We start from the raw sequence: 17389 nt of genomic DNA, 5'->3' as shown, positions 1-17389 counted from the left end.
CGGGCGTCGGTGTGCGGACGCCGCGCACGTCGGCGGAATCGCCTCCCCGCCGCAGGCGGTCGGGGGGCAACCTGGCCGAAGAGCGGGCGGCACCTCGTCCCGGTGTCCGGGTCAGATGACCGCCCGCTCGGTCCACTGGTGCTCGCTGCTGGGGCGAGCACTCACTTCTTGGTGGACTTGCGAGTGGTCGTCGCCTTCTTGGTCGCCGGACGGGTCGTCTTGGCCGCGGTCGTCTTGGCGGTGCTGGCCTTGGCGGTGCTCGTCCGCTTGGTGGTGGCCTTCGCCGGAGTCGCCTTGGCGGTGGTCGCCTTGGCCGGAGTCGCCTTGGCCGTGGTGGCCTTGGTGGCCCGCTTCGGCGCGGCCTTGGTCGCGGTCGCCTTGGCGGCGGCCTTCGGCGCGGCCTTGGTCGCGGTCGCCTTGGTGGTGGCGGCCTTCGCGGTCGTGCGACCGGCGGTCTTGGTCGCGGTGGCGCGCGTGGCGGTGGCCTTGGCCTTGGTGCCGGCGGCAGCCTTGGTGGCGGTCGCGGTCCGGGTGGTGGCACCGCGGGTGGTGGCCGCCTTGACCGAGGACTGGCGCGGCAGTTTCCGCTGGCCGCCCACGACTTCCTTGAACTGGGTGCCGGCGCGGAAGGCGGGAACGTTGGTCTTCTTGACCTTCACGGACTCACCGGTGCGCGGGTTGCGAGCGGTACGAGCGGCGCGGGCCCGCTTCTCGAAAACCCCGAAGCCGGTGATGTTGACCTTCTCGCCTTTGTTGACGTTGCGAACGATGATGTCCACGACGTTTTCCACAGCCTGGCTGGCGGTCTTCTTGTCTCCGAGGCGTTCTGCCAGAGCCTCGATGAGTTGGGCCTTGTTCACTTCAGTCCCTCCCAGGACACAACAACGGCCCCGTTGGGCCGACTCAATGTCAACGGTAAAGCCCCGGATAAACAAATGCCAATCGCCACGCCCCATTTTTTCGTTCAGGGCGCGGGCATTCGTCTCCGGGCAACGGGGCCGATGTGCTCGTGGAGCAACTGTTCAGTTGTGCCCCGGGTGACGGGATTCTCCTTGCGCAGCAGAAGGAATCCGCCACCCGGGGGTGCCGCTGTCAGCCTGCCGGAGCGGGCAGCGTGGCGGGCTTGAAGCCGGGCCGCGCCCGCTCAAAAGTGTCGATCGTCTCGGCGTGCCGCAGGGTCAGCCCGATGTCGTCGAGGCCCTCCAGCAGCCGCCAGCGGGTGTAGTCGTCGATGCTGAACGCCACGGTGAGATCCTTGGCGTGCACGGTCCGTTGCTCCAGATCCACCGTCACGGCGGTACCGGGCTCGTTCTCCAGCAGCTTCCACAGCAGTTCCACATCGGACTGCTCGCACTGGGCCGCCAGCAGCCCCTGCTTGCCCGAATTGCCGCGGAAGATGTCGGCGAAGCGGCTGGAGATGACCACCCGGAAGCCGTAGTCCTTCAGCGCCCACACGGCGTGCTCGCGGGAGGAGCCGGTGCCGAAGTCGGGCCCGGCCACCAGCACGCTGCCGGCGCGGAACGGCTCCTGGTTGAGGATGAAGTCCTCGTCGCCCCGCCAGGCGGCGAACAGGGCGTCCTCGAAGCCGGTCCGCGAGACCCGCTTGAGGTAGACCGCCGGGATGATCTGGTCGGTGTCCACGTTGGACCGGCGCAGCGGGACGCCGACCCCGGTGTGCGTCTTGAACGGTTCCATCGTCACTGCTCCTGGTGGGTGGGTTTCAGTCGAGGTCTTCGGGCGAGGACAGGGTGCCGCGCACGGCCGTGGCCGCGGCGACGAGCGGGGAGACCAGGTGGGTGCGGCCGCCCTTGCCCTGCCTGCCCTCGAAGTTGCGGTTGGAGGTCGACGCGCTGCGCTCGCCGGGGGTGAGCTGGTCCGGGTTCATGCCCAGGCACATCGAACAACCGGCCGAACGCCATTCCGCGCCCGCGGCAGTGAAAACCTCGTGCAGCCCCTCGGACTCCGCCTGCACCCGGACCTTCATCGAGCCCGGCACCACCAGCATCCGGACGTCCTGCGCCACCTTGCGGCCCTTCAGGACGTCGGCGGCGGCGCGCAGGTCCTCGATGCGGCCGTTGGTGCACGAGCCCAGGAACACGGTGTCGACCGAGACCTCGCGCAGCGGCGTGCCCGGCTCCAGGCCCATGTAGGCCAACGCCTTCTCCGCGGCGAAGCGCTCGCCCTCGTCGGCGATCCGCTCCGGGTCCGGCACCCGCTCGCCCAGCGGCAGGCCCTGGCCCGGGTTGGTGCCCCAGGTGACGAAAGGCGTGAGCTCATCGGCGTTGAGCGTGACCTCTGCGTCGAAAGTGGCGTCGTCGTCGGTGCGCAGCGTCCGCCAGTACTCGACGGCGGCGTCCCACTCGGCGCCCTCGGGGGCGTGCGGACGCCCCTTCAGGTACTCGAAAGTCGTTTCGTCCGGCGCGATCATGCCCGCCCGCGCGCCCGCCTCGATCGACATGTTGCAGATCGTCATGCGGGCTTCCATGGACAGCTGCCGGATCGCTTCGCCGCGGTACTCCAGCACGTAGCCCTGCCCGCCGCCGGTGCCGATCTTGGCGATCACGGCCAGGATCACGTCCTTGCTGGTCACTCCCGGACGCAGCGCGCCATCGATGTTGATGGCCATGGTCTTGAACGGCTTCAGCGGCAGCGTCTGGGTGGCCAGCACGTGCTCGACCTCGGAAGTGCCGATGCCGAAGGCCAGCGCGCCGAACGCGCCGTGCGTCGAGGTGTGGCTGTCGCCGCAGACCACCGTGGTGCCGGGCTGGGTCAGCCCGAGCTGCGGGCCGACGACGTGCACGATGCCCTGCTCGGCGTCGCCCATCGGGTGCAGCCGGATGCCGAATTCCGCGCAGTTCTTGCGCAAGGTCTCGACCTGGGTGCGCGACACCGGGTCGGCGATCGGCAGGTCGATCCCGGTGGTGGGCACGTTGTGGTCTTCGGTGGCCAGCGTCAGGTCGGGGCGGCGCACCGGGCGGCCGGCCAGCCGCAGCCCCTCGAAGGCCTGCGGACTGGTGACCTCGTGCACCAGGTGGAGATCGATGTAGAGCAGGTCCGGCTCGTGCCCCTCACCGCGGCGCACGATGTGCGCATCCCAAACCTTCTCCGCGAGCGTTTTTCCCATCGCTGCTCCCAGTCGAGCCTGCCGAGACCCCGGAACGGGTCTTCCCACAGAGTGGACTTCCCAGATATCGGGAAGCTAGTATCGGTACGTGGGACAGCATAGCGGCATCGGAGTACTGGACAAGGCAGTGGCCGTTCTGCAGGCCGTTGCCAACGAACCGTGCGGCCTGGCGGAACTGTGCAGCCGCACGGGCCTGCCGAGGGCGACCGCGCACCGCCTGGCGGTGGGCCTGGAGGTGCACCGCCTCCTGCGCCGGGATTCGGACGGGCGCTGGCGCCCGGGTGCGGCGCTGGCGGAACTGGCCGGCGGAGCGGTGGACCCGTTGCTGGAGGCAGCGACCACAGTACTGCCCAAACTCCGGGACATCACGGGCGAAAGCGTCCAGCTCTACCGCAGGGACGGCTTGCAGCGCCTGTGCATCGCGACCGCGGAGCCGCCCAGCGGTCTCCGCGACACCGTCCCGGTGGGCACGGCCCTGCCGATGACGGCGGGCTCGGGAGCGAAGGTCCTGGCGGCCTGGGCGGACCCGGCGACCCAGCGAGCGGTCCTGTCGGAAGCGGTCTTCGGCGAACGAACCCTCATGGAGGTCCGCCGCCGGGGCTGGGCCCAGAGCGTGGCGGAGCGGGAATCGGGAGTGGCGAGCGTGAGCGCCCCGGTGAAGGACTCCCAGGGAACGGTGGTGGCGGCGATCTCGGTCTCCGGCCCCATCGACCGGATGGGCCGCCGCCCGGGCGCCCGCTGGGCGGCAGACCTCCTCGCCGCGGCGGAAGCCCTGCAGAACCGCCTGTGACGCGCGAGCGCGGTGCGGGGCCAGAACCCCCGCACCGCCCGCGGAACCGGTGAGATCCCCACCATCCGCGCCCGGAACCGGGCGCGCTACTTGAAGATCCCCGCTCCCCAGTCACCGCCGGCGGCGCACGCGCAGATCCCCGGACAGCAGTCGGCCCACCCGGTGGAGCCGCTGAAGAGGACCAGCCGTTCCCAGTGCTCACGGGTCGCGGGCCGGAGGAGTTGCAGCCCCAGCGATTCCACCACCACGCCGACTGACCCGTCGGGCGCGAGAACCGGCTCGCGACCACCGGGCAGCACCGGCAGAACGTCCGCGCACGAGTGCCCGAACAGGTCGATCCCGTCCCAGGCCACGGCGATCGCCTCCCCGGCGTCCCGGTCCCGGCAGATCTCGATGCGCGCGAGTTCCCCGTTCCGCCCGGGCCCACCACCGGCCACGCTCACCGTGACGCCGTCGGCAGCGCCGAAGAAGTTCCACGATGGCTGGAAGAGCACCCCGAAGACCCAAGCGTCGTGAGCATGCCGAAGCTCGCAGTAGTCACCAAGCCCAGGCGCCATGCACTGCCTCGCGAAGTGAACCGGCACCGATCCCGAGAGAACGTCCCGAACGGCCCCGGCGCAATCCCCGAACCGGACGACCTCATCGCCCAACCCCAACCCGATCCCGGGCAACAACTCCATCTCCACCACAACCCCACCCTCCCCCGCGAAGAGCGCCCCCAAGACGTGAAAAAGCCCCACCCGTGAAGTTCACGAGTGGGGCTTCCCCTTGGTAGTCCCGACGGGATTTGAACCCGCGCTACCGCCTTGAGAGGGCGGCGTCCTAGGCCGCTAGACGACGGGACCGCGCTACGAGAAGAACTCTACAGCACCCAAAACCCCACCCGAACCCCACCCCCCGAAAGAGCCAAAACCCCAGCACAACCAGGCCAGGGAGAACAGACCGAGACACCACCACAACCACGAGCGACACGCCCACCAACCAATCGGCAGGAAGCGCCCCACCAACCGATCGGCGGCGACACCGGAGCGGGGTCGGGAGCAGAGGTGCAGTGGAGTCCGAGGCCGGGTCGGGTTCAAAGCGGTAGGTGGTTGCGTCGCGCGGTGTAGCGATTTCAATTGAAATCGGCTTCGTCACGCCTCCGACGAAACCCGCGGCAACCCCATCCGATTTCAACCGAAATCGCGGAGGTTCCCCACCCCCGAACAGCAGTGGATACAGCACGCGATCACGACCAACAACCACCACCCACCCCAGAACCCCACCACAGGCCGAAAGCCGACCCACCACCCCAAGCCAAGCCGAAAGACTGGCCCAGAACCCAGACCGACCCACCACCCCAAGCCAAGCCGAAAGACTGGCCCAGAACCCAGGCCAGCCCACCACCCCAAGCCAAGCCGAAAAGCTGGTCCAGAACCCAGGCCGGGTACGCACACCACGCAAGGAGCACCCGATAAGCAACCCCCGCACCGTGGGGGGCGTGGGGGGCTCGGCCCCCCAATACAAATACGGAAAGGGCCCTGTCTGCAACACGCAGACAGGGCCCTCCCACCCTTGTAGTCCCGACGGGATTTGAACCCGCGCTACCGCCTTGAGAGGGCGGCGTCCTAGGCCGCTAGACGACGGGACCACGCTTGAGAGATCACTACTTCGACGCCGGGAGAGCTCCCTTAGTCACGTTTGCGATCTGCTCGCTGGGGTACCAGGACTCGAACCTAGACTAACTGAACCAGAATCAGTCGTGCTGCCAATTACACCATACCCCATGGTGCCGCGCGGCCAGTTGCCCTTTTTCCGATCTCCGGGGAGTTCGGCTTCCGGACTGCTGTCCGCTGCGTTGGTAAGAATATTAGACCATCGCTCGGAGGGCCCTGAAATGGGGGGTGGGTTAACGGGATCGTCGCAGGTCGCGGCGGTTGCGGCGGGTCTTCAGGGGATCAGCTCGGGCACCGCCGGGACGGCGGGCAGGTCGCCGACGAGGAGTTCGGGGAGTTCGTGCAGGCTCGCGATGGTCGGCACCTCGGTGGTCGCCGGTGCCCGGTGGTCGCGGTTGAGCCAGATGCCGTGCAGGCCGGCCCGGGCGGCGCCCAGGGCGTCGGTGTCGAGGCGGTCGCCGACGTGGGCGACTTCGCCGGGCGGCAGGCCCAGCGCCTCGCAGGCGGCTTCGAAGATCTGCGGGTCGGGTTTGGCGACGCCGACCTCGCCGGAGATGACGAGCACGTCGAAGGCGTCGGCGAGGCCTACGGCGGCGATCTTCTTGCGCTGGTAGGTGCTCGGCGCGTTGGTGATGACGGCGAGCCGCAGGCCGCTGTCGCGCATCCAGTCCAGGCAGGGGCGGGCGTCGTCGAAGAGGCTCCAGGCGCGCTGCATGGCGGCCATGCGGATGCTCTCGCGGCGGGTGGCTTCGGTGTCGTCGATCCGCTCGCCGAAGGCGGCGAAGAAGGCTTTGGTGCGCTGGACGCACATCGTGTCGAAGTCGAGCTCGCCGCTGACGAACCGCGCGTAGAAGTCGTCGGTGGTGCGCTCCCACACCGGCCAGGCGCGGTCGGTGCCGACGAGCTCCCGCAGGCCTTGTCGCGACGCGCGCTGACCGTCCAGCAGCGTGTCGTCGACGTCGAGGCACACGGCCTTGAGCTGTCCGGGTGCGTGGGTGGCGGGAGGCTTGGGCGCGGATGTCACCCCGAGAGGCTAGGCGCTCACCCGCTGCGTCCGATTCGGCCAACACGGTGATCCTGTCGGCCCATTTCCGCTTGGGCACGTCAGTCGGCATCCGGGGTGAGCGCGACCACCTCCGTCACGCAGCGCGCCCCGCCGGAAGAGCTCCGGCGGGGCGCGACTGGTTCAGCCCAGGGCCTTGCGCAGGCGGGCGAGGGAGACCTCGCGCCCCAGGAGTTCCATCGACTCGTACAGCGGCGGCGACACGGTGCGGCCGGTGACGGCGACGCGAACCGGTGCGAAGGCCTTGCGCGGCTTGATGCCCAGGCCGTCCACGACGGCGTCCTTCAGCGCCTGCTCGATGGCCGCCGTGGTCCACTCCGGCAGCGCGCTGAGCGCGTTGATGGCCGCCTCCAGCACCGGCTTGGCGTCCTCGCCGAGCGCCTTGTCCGCGGAGGCCTGCTCCGGGGTGAACTCGTCGCCGGCGAACAGGAAGGCCATCATGCCGACGGCGTCGGAGAGCACCACGAGCCGCTCCTGCACCAGCGGCGCGGCGGCGCGCACGATGCCCAGCTGCTGCTCGGTCGGCTCGCTGGGCAGCACCCCGCCGTTGATCAGGTACGGCACGATGCGCTCGACGAAGTCGTCCGGCGCCAGCGCGCGCAGGTGCGCGGAGTTGATCGCGTCGGCCTTCTTCTGGTCGAAGCGCGCCGGGTTGGAGCTGACGCGGCCGATGTCGAAGGCCTCGACCATCTCGTCCAGGCTGAACACGTCGCGGTCCTCGGAGATGGACCAGCCCAGCAGCGCCAGGTAGTTCAGCAGGCCCTCGGGCAGGAAACCCCGGTCGCGGTGGTGGAACAGGTTGGACTGCGGGTCGCGCTTGGAGAGCTTCTTGTTGCCCTCGCCCATGACGAACGGCAGGTGGCCGAACTCGGGCGTGAAGTCGGTGACACCGATGCGCTGCAGCGCCTCGTAGAGCGCGATCTGCCGCGGCGTGGAGGACAGCAGGTCCTCGCCGCGCAGCACGTGGGTGACGCGCTGCATGGCGTCGTCGACCGGGTTGGTCAGGGTGTAGAGCGGATCTCCGTTGCCGCGCACCAGGACCGGGTCGGGCACGCTGCCCGCGGGGAAGGTGATCTCGCCGCGCACCAGGTCGGTGAAGGAGATGTCGCGGTCGGGCATCCGCAGCCGCAGCACCGGCTTGCGGCCCTCGGCGCGGAACGCGGCCACCTGCTCCTCGGTGAGCTCGCGGTCGAAGTTGTCGTAGCCGAGCTTGGGGTCGCGGCCGGCCGCCTTGTGCCGGGCCTCGACCTCCTCGGGCGAGGAGAAGGACTCGTAGAGCTCACCGGCGGCGAGCAGGCGCTGCGCGACGTCGGCGTAGATGTCGCGGCGCTCGCTCTGCCGGTAGGGGCCGTAGGGGCCGCCGACTTCGGGGCCCTCGTCCCAGTCCAGGCCCAACCAGCGCAGCGCGTCCAGCAGCGCCTGGTAGGACTCCTCGCTGTCCCGGGCGGCGTCGGTGTCCTCGATGCGGAACACCAGGGTGCCCTTGTTGTGCCGGGCGAAGGCCCAGTTGTAGAGGGCGGTGCGGATCAGGCCGACGTGCGGGGTGCCGGTCGGCGAGGGGCAGAACCGGGCCCGGACGGGCCTGGCGTCGGCTGCTGTTGCTGCTGCTTCTGGCGTGCTCATAACACATCCAGCGTAGCCACCGGGCGGCGGCGCTTGACGGGCACGTCCCGGAGGAGCATGCTGAACTTATTCAACAGGCGTTGAAAAAACTGGAGGGGATCGCAATGGAGCGAACCACCTGCTGCATCGTGGGCGGCGGCCCGGCGGGCATGGTCCTGGGCCTGCTGCTGGCGCGCGCGGGCGTCGACGTGACCGTGCTGGAGAAGCACGGCGACTTCCTGCGCGACTTCCGCGGCGACACGGTGCACCCGACGACCCTGCACCTGCTCGACGACCTCGGCCTGGCCGAGCGGCTGGAGGAACTCCCGCACCGCAGGCTGAACCGGGTCTCGGTGCCGGTCGGGGAAACCGGCGAGCTGTTCACCCTGGGCGACTTCAACCGGCTGAAGATGAAGTACAACTACATCGCGATGGTCCCGCAGTGGGACCTGCTGGACATGCTCGCCGACGCGGGCAAGCAGGAACCCGGCTTCGCGCTGCGGATGAACACCGAGGCGACCGAGCTGATCCGCGAAGGCGGCCGGGTCAACGGTGTTCGCTACCGCACGGCCGACGGCGGCACCGGCGAGATCCGCGCCACCATCACGGTCGCCTGCGACGGCCGCAAGTCGTTCGTGCGCACGATGCCCGAGCTGCGCCTGCAGGACTTCCCCACGCCGATGGACGTCCGGTGGTTCGGGGTGCCGCGCCTGCCGGAGGACCCGGCGGGCGCCATCGGGCTGATCCGCGACCGCACCTTCCTCGCGATGATCGACCGCGGCGACTACTACCAGGTGGCCGCGATCATCCCCAAGGGAACCGACGCGGAGGGCCGGAACCGGCCGATCGAGGAGTTCAACGAGGGCCTGGTGCGCCGGATCCCCTGGCTCGCCGGGCGGGAGCTGGTGGCGGACTGGGACGACGTCAAGGTGCTGCACGTGACGCTGGACCGGCTCCGCAAGTGGCACGTGCCGGGTCTGCTGTGCATCGGCGACGCGGCGCACGCGATGTCGCCGGTGGGCGGGATCGGCATCAACCTGGCGGTGCAGGACGCGGTCGCGGCGGCGCGCTACCTGGCCGACCCGCTGCGCGAAGGACGCCTGGAGCGCAAGCACGTGGCGGCGGTGCAGCGGCGGCGGTGGCCGACGACCGTGCTGATCCAGCGGCTCCAGCGCGTGATCCACGACAACGTGGTCGGCCCCGCGCTGCACGGCGAGATCGACTTCGGCGGCACCGCGCGCCTCCCGCTGCCCATCCGAGCGGCCTCGAAACTCCCGTGGCTGCGCAAGATCCCGCCCTACGTCCTCGCCTACGGCGCGGTCCGCGAGCGCCCGCCGCGCTCGGCGCTGCGCTGAAGCTGGTCCGACAGCGATGCGAAGTAGTCCCGGAGGGTGCGCGTTCCGAACGGGACGCCGACGGAATCGGTCTGCATGCCCTCGAGGAAGAACCGCGTCAGCGAGCCGGCGCGCGGGCTGAGCCGGTCGGCCGCCCACACGGCCGACGACGCCAGCGCGCCGGGCACCCGGACGTACCGGGGCTTGCGGCCTGCCGCGTCGAACGCCATCTGCACGATCTCGCGGTAGCTGAGCGCTTCCGGCCCGCCGACGTCCCAGGTGCCCGCACCCGCGCGAAGCCTGGAGACGCAGAACTCCGCGAGATCGGCACCGTGGATGGGTGACAGGCGAACGTGCCCGTCGCCCAGTCCGAACGCCATTCCGCGCCGGGCGAGGTCGAAGATCTCGGTGAGGTCGGAGAAGTAGCCCGACGGGTTGACGATCTGCGGCCCCACGTCGGCTCGGCGCAGCGCTTCCATGAACGCGTGCTTCGAGCGGCTCACCATCGAGGTCCCGGTGGCGGCGTTCATGACTCCGACGTAGAGGAACGAGTCCACTCGCTCTTCCTCCGCGAGCTCCAGGTAGCGGAGGTTCAGCAGGAAGTCGATCTCCCAGGGATCCGCCTTCTGCCGGGTCACCCCGAGGGCCGACACGACGTGGTCCACATCCGACATGACCGCCGCGTCGACGTCCGCCCGGCCGCCGCGTGCGACGACCCATTCGTCGACGCGCTCGGCGAGAGCGGGCGCACCGTACGCGCCGGGGGCCAGCGCCCGCTCCTCGTCGCGGACCACCGCGCGAACGCGGTAGCCGTCCTCGTGCAGCCGCGCGACGATGTGGCGGCCCACGTAGCCCGTCGCTCCGACGACGAGAACTCGCTTCTGATCGCCTTTCATCGGGTTCCTTCCCGGTAGTGGTCGGTTGGTGGACGAGGAAGCGCTCACGCGCCGCCGAGGATGCTGGTGGTGTCGCCGTATCCGCGGCGGAGCAGCCCGGCGAAGGCGTCGCGCATGCCGATGCGGGAAACCGCTCCCTGGACGGCGAGTCCGGCGCGCGTCGCCGGGACGAGGAAGCGCGCGAAGCTGCGGGCGTGGTCCTGGCGCAGGGTCACGGCGGGGCGCAGTCGTGCTTCGCAGGCGCGGAAAGCGGCCGTGCGGGCGTCGTGCCGGTGCAGCGCTTCGGCGAGGAGGTACCCACCGGCCATCGCCATGGATGCGCCCTGCGCGGACGTCAGGGTCATCGCGGCGCAGGCGTCGCCGATGAGGGCGACGCGGCCGCGGTGCCATCGCGGCATCCGGATCTGGGTGAGGCCGTCCACGAAGATGTCCTCGGGTGCCGCTGCGAGCAGCTCCGGCGTGATCCACCCCATCCCGTCGAACGCATCGCGCAGCGCCGCACGCCGTTCGGCGCGCGGAGGTGCGGTCTGGTCGGCGGTGCGGTGGAGGAAGAGCGCGATCAGCTCGCCCGGGGTGTCGGTCGGGTAGAGCACGACCTGGCGCCCGGGCTCGCTGTAGTGGATGCGCCGCGGCCCCAGCCCGTAGCTGTCGGGCACCGGGTAGCAGGCCATGGTGTAGCCGAGGCGCCGGGCGAAGCGGCTCTCGGGGCCGAAGACCAGCTCGCGGGTCGCCGAGTGCACGCCGTCCGCGCCGACGAGCAGGTCGAAGCTGTCCGCCGCGCCGTCGGCGAAGACGACGTCGATGCCGTCCGGTCGTTGCCCGACCGCCGCGATGCGCTGCTCGTGGCGGATCTCGACCCGGCCCCGCACGGCATCGGCCAGCGCCTCTTCCAGCCTGGCGTGCATCAGCGCGAGATAGGGGCCGCCGATCACCTTCTCCAGCAGTCGCCGTTCGAGCCTGGACCGGAGCCGTCCCCGCGCGTCGACGTAGCGGATGTCCTCGGTGGGCAGCTGGTGCGCGGCGAGCCGGTCGATCAGCCCCATCCGCGCGGCGATGTCGTGGCCGGTGCCGAAGAAGTCGATGCCGTAGCCGCCGAACTGCCCGCGCGGCGCTCGCTCGACCACGACCGGCTCGTGACCGTGGTGGTGCAACCAGTACGCGGCGGTGAGGCCGGCGATTCCCCCGCCGGAGATCAGGACTCTCACTCCCCGGCTCCGATCAGCTCACCGAGGACCGTCAGCGCCGGATCGACGGGCAGGTCCTCGTCGAGCTCGCGGTGCAGCATCATCCCGTCCAGCAGCGCCACGACCAGCGTGGCGGCTCCAGCCCGCCGCTCCGGCGTCCACTCCGGCCGCAAGCCCCCGAGCCAGTCGGCGATCCGCTCGCGCGCTTCCCGCATGCTCGCGCGCAGGGCTTCGCCGAGCGCCGGGTCCTGCCTCGTCCCGGAGACCAGTTCGACCGCCAGCCGGACCACCTGGTCATCGGCCGCGACGCGGGAGATCGCCGCGCCCATCGCCTCGATCGCCGAGCGCGCGTCGGGCGAGTCCACCAGCGCGTCGACGACGGGCGCGATGGCCTCCTCCCCCGCTCGTTCGGCGACCGCCAGGCGCAGGCCGGGCAGCCCGCCGAAGTGGTAGTGGATGAGTCCCGCGTTGGCTTCGCCGCGTGCCGCCACCGCCCGCGTGGTCACCGCGGCCCAGCCGCCCTCGACGAGCAGGGACAGCCCCGCCGCGACGAGCTCCTCGCGCCTCCGCCGACCGCGGTCCGAACTTGGTCGATCGACTAACTTAGTCACTCGACCAAGATAACCGACCCGGCCGGGCTCCGCGGCGGCAGATGATCCAGCTCACCCGTTCGAGAAAGCGCGAAGGGCGCCCGCCGACCGGCGGACGCCCTTCGCGCTGTGCTGGAAACCCGGTGTCAGGCCTGCTGGACGGGGTTGGTGAGGGTGCCGAGGCCGTCGATGGAGACCGAGACCTTCTGGCCGTCCCGCATCGGGCCGACGCCCGCCGGGGTGCCGGTGAGGATCACGTCGCCGGGCAGCAGCGTCATCACCCGCGAGATCCACGACACCAGCGCGCCGACGTCGTGCAGCAGCAGCGAGGTCCGCGAGTCCTGCTTGAGCTCACCGTCCAGTTCGGTCCGGATGGCCAGGTCCGCCGGGTTCACCTCGGTGTCGATCCACGGCCCCAGCGGGCAGAACGTGTCGTAGCCCTTGGCCCGGGTCCACTGCCCGTCGGCCTGCTGCTGGTCGCGCGCGGTGACGTCGTTGGCGATCGTGTAGCCCAGCAGGACGTCGGTGCCGCGCGCCTCCGGGACGTCCTTGCACGGCTGGCCGACGACCGCGGCCAGCTCGCCCTCGAAGTCCACCCGCTCCGAGTTCGGCGGCAGCTTGATGGGCGAGTTCGGGCCGATCACCGAGGTGGACGGCTTCATGAAGATCACCGGCTGGGCCGGCGGCTCACCGCCCATCTCCTTGGCGTGGTCGGCGTAGTTCTTGCCGATGCAGATGACCTTCGTGGGCAGGATCGGGGCGAGCAGCCGCACATCGGCCATCGGCCACTTGCGCCCGGTGAAGGTGGGATCGCCGAACGGGTGCTGGTCGATCTCGACCGCGAGCACCTTCTCCTTCGGCGCAGCCGGATCCGGCTCCAGGGCCACGAAGGACACCCCGGAGGAGTGGGCGACACGTGCCAAGCGCAAGACGAACCTCCGCGATCAACTGTGGACTCTCCGCCGAAAGCCTATCCCCGGCCATCCACCCCGCCTCCGCCCCCGCCGTCACCCCGGCCCCGGTCAATTTCGTACGAAATTGACGCCGCCCCGGGTGACGGAGCCGGTCAGGTGGTGGTGAGGGCCTGCCGGGTGGACTTGTAGACCAGGGCGTCGCAGAGGGCCAGCCAGCTGGCTTCGACGATGTTGGCGTGGACGCCGACCGTGGTCCACTCCTCCTCGCCGTCGCGGGATTCCACCAGGACCCTGGTCACCGCGTCGGTGCCGGGAGCGTCGGTGAGGATGCGGACCTTGTAGTCGGCCAGCTCCACCGACTCCAGCCACGGCAGGTGCGGGACGAGCGCTTCGCGCAGCGCCGCGTCCAGCGCGTTGACCGGGCCGTTGCCCTCGGCGGTCGCGATGACCCGCTCCCCCGCCACGTGCACCTTCACGGTCGCCTCGGCGATCACCTCGCCGTCGGAGCGGTGGTCGAGCACCACCCGGTAGGACTCCAGCTCGAACGGCGCCTCCACCGGATCGGCGCCGGTGCTGGTCGCCATCTCGCCGCGCAGCAGCAGTTCCAGCGAGGCGTCCGCGGCTTCGAAGGACCAGCCGCGCGCTTCGAGCTCCTTGACCCGGCGGACCGCGCCGGTGACCGCGTCCGGTGCGGCGGACAGGTCGAGGCCGAGTTCGGCGCCCTTGAGCTCCAGGCTGGCCCGCCCGGCCATCTCGGTGACCAGGACCCGCATCCCGTTGCCCACCACGGCGGGATCGATGTGGTTGTACAGCTCGGGGTCCACTTTGATCGCGCTCGCGTGCAGTCCCGCCTTGTGCGCGAAGGTCGACTGCCCGACGTAGGCCTGGTGCGTGTCCGGCGCCAGGTTGGCGATCTCGGCGAGGGCGTGGGAAGTCCGGGTGAGCTCGCGCAGCTTTCCCTCCGGCAGCACCGGCATCCGGAGCTTGGCGGCCAGATTCCCGATCACCGCGAACAGATCCGCGTTGCCCGCCCGCTCGCCGTAGCCGTTGGCGGTGCACTGCACGTGCGTGGCACCGGCCTGCACCGCGGCGACGCTGTTGGCCACCGCGCACCCGGTGTCGTCCTGGCAGTGGATTCCGAGGCGGAACCCGGTGCGCGCGACGACCTCGCCGACGGTCTCGGCGAGCTGAAGCGGCAGCTGCCCGCCGTTGGTGTCGCACAGCACCACGACGTCCGCGCCCGCTTGAACCGCGGATTCCAGCACGCGCAGCGAGGTGTCGGGATCGAAGGCGTAGCCGTCGAAGAAGTGCTCCGCGTCGAGGAACACCCGCCGTCCTTCGCCCACGAGGTACCGCACCGTGTCGGCGACCATCGCGCAGTTCTCCGCCACATCGGTGCGCAGCGCGCGTTCGACGTGCCTCCGGTCCGATTTGGCCACCAGGGTCACCACCGGCGCGCGGGAGTCCAGCAGCGCCCGCACCTGCGGATCTTCGTCCACTTTGGCCCCGGCCCGGCGGGTGGAGCCGAAGGCGACCAGCGCGGCGTGCCGGAGTTCGAGCTCTCCTTCCGCGGCGCGGTGGAAGAACTCGGTGTCCTTGGGCAGCGCGCCGGGCCAGCCGCCTTCGACGAAGCCGACGCCGAGCGAGTCCAGCAGCCGCGCGACGGCGATCTTGTCAGTGACCGAGTAGGAGATGCCCTCGCGCTGCGCGCCGTCCCGCAAGGTCGTGTCGTAGACGTGGAAATCGTCGCCCAGAGGGGTGCCGGCGGGCTGGGTGCGGGTCACTGGATCTTCTCCCGGTGGCGTCGGAGGTGGGTGGGTGCGGCGGGCGCAGGCAACAAAAAAGACCCCCCGCAGGATGCGAGAGGTCAGCGCGCCGGGGTGCGGAGTCGTCTACCCGGCGCGCTCGCCAATAATGATCACACTGCGGAAAGCCACGTCCCCATGCTGCCACAACGCAGCACCGGACCACCAGATGGCTACGAGTTCCCACCATCCGGACCGGCGACGCCCTCGCTCAGGACTCGGCGCGGCGCTTGATCGCGGCCAGGCGGCGGTCCCACTGAGCCGCGCGGGAGGTGAGCCAGCGGGCGGTCGCCTCCAGCGGCTCGGAACGGATCGCGAAGCGGACCTCGCGCCCGGCTCGGTACGAGGTCACCAGTCCTGCGCCCTCCAGCACCGCCAGGTGCTTGACGACCGCTTGGCGGGATACCGGCAGCGCGGCGGCGAGCGTCGTCGCGGTCGCCTCACCACGCTCGCCGAGCAGGTCGACGAGCTGCCGCCGCGTCGGGTCCGCCAGCGCGGCCAGCACCTCGTCGACACCACTGTGCTCGGTCACGCCTGCTGCTTCTCCACCTTCTGCTTGAACTCGTCCAGCACTTCGCGCCAGCCGCCGGTGTTGTCCTCGAAGGAGCTCCGCCGCTGCTCCTCCGATGCGACGAGCCCGGCGAAGCCGCTCTCCACCACGCGGAGCCGGGTCGTGCCGCTCTCCTCGGTCAGCGTGAACTCGACCAGCGTGGAGTTGTCCGAATCCGGCTCCGCGTTCGGGAATCCGCTCGCCCAGCGGTAGGCCAGGTAGCGGTTCGGGTCGATCTTCTCGATCAGCTGCGGGAAGCTGCCGCCGTAGTCGGGGTGTTCGGACACCAGCCGACCGCCCTCCCGCACCTCCACCCCGGTCGGGTCCGCCTCCCCGAGCCAGAACTCGGGTTCCAGCAGGGCTGCCCACACCCGCTCGACGGGGGCCTCGATGACGATCTCGCGCTCGATCCGGTCGGAAACCATGACCACTCCCAATCGCGTCGACTGTGCAACTCCACGGTTGCACACGATCCGCCGAGGAGCAACCCGTGAGTTGCACATCGATCGAGCGAGAAGGGCGCCCCGGAACGGGACGCCCTTCTCGCGCTCCAGCTATCAGGCCTGCGGGGCCACCTCGCGGGAGGAGACCAGGGCCGCGAGCCGGTCGCCGATGGCGAAGGTCGCACCCGGCGCCGAGTGGTCGCGGGTGGCCAGGTCGAACGCCACCGACGCCTCGACCCGCTTGGCGGCCTCGGCCAGGCCCACGTGGTCGAGCAGCATGGCCACCGACAGCACCGCGGCGGTCGGGTCGGCCACGCCCTGCCCGGCGATGTCCGGCGCGCTGCCGTGCACCGGCTCGAACATGCTCGGGTTGCGGCGGGTGGCGTCGATGTTGCCGCTGGCGGCCAGCCCGATGCCACCGGTGACCGCACCGGCCAGGTCGGTGATGATGTCGCCGAACAGGTTGTCGGTGACGACCACGTCGAACCGGCCCGGGTCGGTGACCAGGTGGATGGTGGTGGCGTCCACGTGCTGGTAGGCCACGGTGACGTCCGGGTACTGCAGCGAGACCTCCTCCACCACGCGCGACCACAGCGAGCCGGCGTGGGTGAGCACGTTGGTCTTGTGCACCAGCGTCAGGTGCTTGCGCGGCCGGGCGGCGGCGCGGGCGAACGCGTCGCGCACGACGCGCTCCACGCCGAACGCGGTGTTGATGCTGACCTCGGTCGCGATCTCGTGCGTGGTGTCCTTGCGCAGCAGACCACCGTTGCCCGCGTACGGACCCTCGGTGCCCTCGCGCACCACGACCATGTCGATCTCACCCGGGTCGGCCACCGGGCTCTTCACACCCGGGTAGAGCCGCGCCGGGCGCAGGTTCACGTGGTGGTCGAGCTCGAAGCGCAGCCGCAGCAGCAGGCCGCGCTCCAGGATGCCGCTGGGCACCGACGGGTCGCCGACCGCGCCCAGCAGGATCGCGTCGTGCTGCCGGAGCTCACCGAGAACGGACTCGGGCAGCAGTTCTCCCGTCGCGTGCCAGCGCGCGGCCCCCAGGTCGTATCGAGTGATCTCGGTATCCGGCACCACCTCACCGAGGACCTTGAGTGCCTCGGCAATCACCTCCGGCCCGATCCCGTCGCCGGGGATCACAGCGAGCCGCATCTACACACCTCCCGAGAACCACCCCGACCTGCGGGGCTCGAACTGTTGAGCCGAAGGCTACCGGCACGGGAGCGGCGAGCGGGATGCCGGGCCCACCAAGTGGATGAAGCCTCCCGAACTGTGGGACCCCCGAAAGAGTGAGAGGACCCTCGGTCCCTGCTGCGGTTCTGGGCGGATCCCACATCGCGGACCGCCCCCGCCTTCACCTGACCGAGCAGTAACGGCCCGATCCGCCCAAAGCAGAAGCGCGGGGCGCGCCGCTCCCGGCACACCCCGCGCTT

At 70.5% G+C, this 17389-nt stretch carries 16 protein-coding genes and 3 tRNA genes; 2 read left to right on the top strand and 17 right to left on the bottom strand.

Features of this window, described 5'->3' with window-relative positions; translation table 11 throughout:
- Positions 1 to 161: 161 nt before the first annotated feature.
- From OU416_RS05110 to leuC, 3 genes are all read right to left on the bottom strand, one after another.
- On the bottom strand, positions 162 to 860 hold the full coding sequence (locus tag OU416_RS05110) for an HU family DNA-binding protein (RefSeq protein ID WP_270925644.1): 699 nt from the start codon (positions 858 to 860) through the stop codon (positions 162 to 164).
- Positions 861 to 1092: 232 nt separating this feature from the next.
- Positions 1093 to 1695 (bottom strand): 3-isopropylmalate dehydratase small subunit, encoded by a 603-nt coding sequence (gene leuD, locus OU416_RS05105; protein ID WP_270925643.1) that lies wholly within the window; start codon positions 1693 to 1695, stop codon positions 1093 to 1095.
- Positions 1696 to 1720: 25 nt separating this feature from the next.
- A complete protein-coding gene (gene leuC, locus OU416_RS05100; protein ID WP_270925642.1) occupies positions 1721 to 3124 on the bottom strand; it encodes a 3-isopropylmalate dehydratase large subunit in 1404 nt (467 codons plus the stop codon).
- An 88-nt stretch (positions 3125 to 3212) separates the two neighbouring features.
- On the opposite strand from leuC, the gene OU416_RS05095 reads away from it, so the two are divergent.
- On the top strand, positions 3213 to 3914 hold the full coding sequence (locus OU416_RS05095; RefSeq protein WP_270925641.1) for an IclR family transcriptional regulator: 702 nt from the start codon (positions 3213 to 3215) through the stop codon (positions 3912 to 3914).
- Positions 3915 to 4000: 86 nt separating this feature from the next.
- Here the strand turns inward: OU416_RS05095 and OU416_RS05090 are convergent, their stop codons facing one another.
- The 6 genes from OU416_RS05090 to gltX all read right to left on the bottom strand — a co-directional run bounded on the left by OU416_RS05090 (position 4001) and on the right by gltX (position 8255).
- A complete protein-coding gene (locus OU416_RS05090; RefSeq protein WP_270925640.1) occupies positions 4001 to 4408 on the bottom strand; it encodes a hypothetical protein in 408 nt (135 codons plus the stop codon).
- Between the two features lie 275 nt (positions 4409 to 4683).
- A tRNA-Glu gene (locus OU416_RS05085) sits at positions 4684 to 4759 on the bottom strand.
- Positions 4760 to 5471: 712 nt separating this feature from the next.
- A tRNA-Glu gene (locus OU416_RS05080) sits at positions 5472 to 5544 on the bottom strand.
- Between the two features lie 64 nt (positions 5545 to 5608).
- Positions 5609 to 5680 (bottom strand) — tRNA-Gln (locus tag OU416_RS05075).
- A 163-nt stretch (positions 5681 to 5843) separates the two neighbouring features.
- On the bottom strand, positions 5844 to 6593 hold the full coding sequence (locus tag OU416_RS05070) for an HAD family hydrolase (protein ID WP_270925639.1): 750 nt from the start codon (positions 6591 to 6593) through the stop codon (positions 5844 to 5846).
- 162 nt (positions 6594 to 6755) lie between these two features.
- Positions 6756 to 8255, bottom strand: coding sequence for a glutamate--tRNA ligase (gltX, locus tag OU416_RS05065; protein ID WP_270925638.1), 1500 nt, complete (start codon positions 8253 to 8255; stop codon positions 6756 to 6758).
- Between the two features lie 104 nt (positions 8256 to 8359).
- Between gltX and OU416_RS05060 the strand changes: the two genes are divergently transcribed.
- Entirely contained in the window at positions 8360 to 9589 is a 1230-nt protein-coding gene (locus OU416_RS05060) for an FAD-dependent oxidoreductase (protein WP_270925637.1), read from the top strand.
- Here OU416_RS05060 and OU416_RS05055 read toward each other — a convergent pair.
- The 8 genes from OU416_RS05055 to OU416_RS05020 form a co-directional block, all read right to left on the bottom strand.
- Positions 9544 to 10464, bottom strand: a complete 921-nt coding sequence (locus OU416_RS05055; protein ID WP_270925636.1) for an SDR family oxidoreductase — start codon at positions 10462 to 10464, stop codon at positions 9544 to 9546. The two genes, OU416_RS05060 and OU416_RS05055, sit on opposite strands and share 46 nt — an antisense overlap.
- 44 nt (positions 10465 to 10508) lie before the next feature.
- The gene (locus tag OU416_RS05050) at positions 10509 to 11669 is read right to left on the bottom strand and encodes an FAD-dependent monooxygenase (RefSeq protein ID WP_270925635.1); all 1161 of its coding nucleotides are present in this window, start codon (positions 11667 to 11669) and stop codon (positions 10509 to 10511) included.
- On the bottom strand, positions 11666 to 12259 hold the full coding sequence (locus OU416_RS05045; RefSeq protein ID WP_270925634.1) for a TetR/AcrR family transcriptional regulator: 594 nt from the start codon (positions 12257 to 12259) through the stop codon (positions 11666 to 11668). Before OU416_RS05045 ends, OU416_RS05050 begins: the two co-directional genes overlap by 4 nt.
- Before the next feature lie 125 nt (positions 12260 to 12384).
- On the bottom strand, positions 12385 to 13167 hold the full coding sequence (locus tag OU416_RS05040) for a fumarylacetoacetate hydrolase family protein (protein WP_270925633.1): 783 nt from the start codon (positions 13165 to 13167) through the stop codon (positions 12385 to 12387).
- A 137-nt stretch (positions 13168 to 13304) separates the two neighbouring features.
- Positions 13305 to 14936, bottom strand: coding sequence for a citramalate synthase (gene cimA, locus OU416_RS05035; RefSeq protein ID WP_270925632.1), 1632 nt, complete (start codon positions 14934 to 14936; stop codon positions 13305 to 13307).
- Between the two features lie 232 nt (positions 14937 to 15168).
- A complete protein-coding gene (locus tag OU416_RS05030; RefSeq protein ID WP_270925631.1) occupies positions 15169 to 15489 on the bottom strand; it encodes an ArsR/SmtB family transcription factor in 321 nt (106 codons plus the stop codon).
- Complete coding sequence (locus OU416_RS05025) at positions 15486 to 15932, bottom strand: SRPBCC domain-containing protein (protein WP_270925630.1); 447 nt, start codon at positions 15930 to 15932, stop codon at positions 15486 to 15488. Before OU416_RS05025 ends, OU416_RS05030 begins: the two co-directional genes overlap by 4 nt.
- Positions 15933 to 16064: 132 nt before the next feature.
- Entirely contained in the window at positions 16065 to 17108 is a 1044-nt protein-coding gene (locus OU416_RS05020; RefSeq protein ID WP_093146716.1) for a 3-isopropylmalate dehydrogenase, read from the bottom strand.
- Positions 17109 to 17389 lie beyond the last annotated feature (281 nt).

This window comes from Saccharopolyspora indica, from assembly GCF_027853965.1.
Taxonomy (GTDB): domain Bacteria; phylum Actinomycetota; class Actinomycetes; order Mycobacteriales; family Pseudonocardiaceae; genus Saccharopolyspora; species Saccharopolyspora indica.
Note: the sequence above shows the minus strand (reverse complement) of the source record. Positions and strands in the feature narration are given on the sequence as shown.

What these genes read in the sequence shown, in the direction of transcription:
- leuD (WP_270925643.1), bottom strand. Translation starts at nt 1,695, where the DNA reads ATGGAACCGTTCAAGACGCACACCGGGGTCGGCGTCCCGCTGCGCCGG.
- leuC (WP_270925642.1), bottom strand. Translation starts at nt 3,124, where the DNA reads ATGGGAAAAACGCTCGCGGAGAAGGTTTGGGATGCGCACATCGTGCGC.
- gltX (WP_270925638.1), bottom strand. Translation starts at nt 8,255, where the DNA reads ATGAGCACGCCAGAAGCAGCAGCAACAGCAGCCGACGCCAGGCCCGTC.
- OU416_RS05060 (WP_270925637.1), top strand. Translation starts at nt 8,360, where the DNA reads ATGGAGCGAACCACCTGCTGCATCGTGGGCGGCGGCCCGGCGGGCATG.
- OU416_RS05055 (WP_270925636.1), bottom strand. Translation starts at nt 10,464, where the DNA reads ATGAAAGGCGATCAGAAGCGAGTTCTCGTCGTCGGAGCGACGGGCTAC.
- OU416_RS05025 (WP_270925630.1), bottom strand. Translation starts at nt 15,932, where the DNA reads ATGGTTTCCGACCGGATCGAGCGCGAGATCGTCATCGAGGCCCCCGTC.
- OU416_RS05020 (WP_093146716.1), bottom strand. Translation starts at nt 17,108, where the DNA reads ATGCGGCTCGCTGTGATCCCCGGCGACGGGATCGGGCCGGAGGTGATT.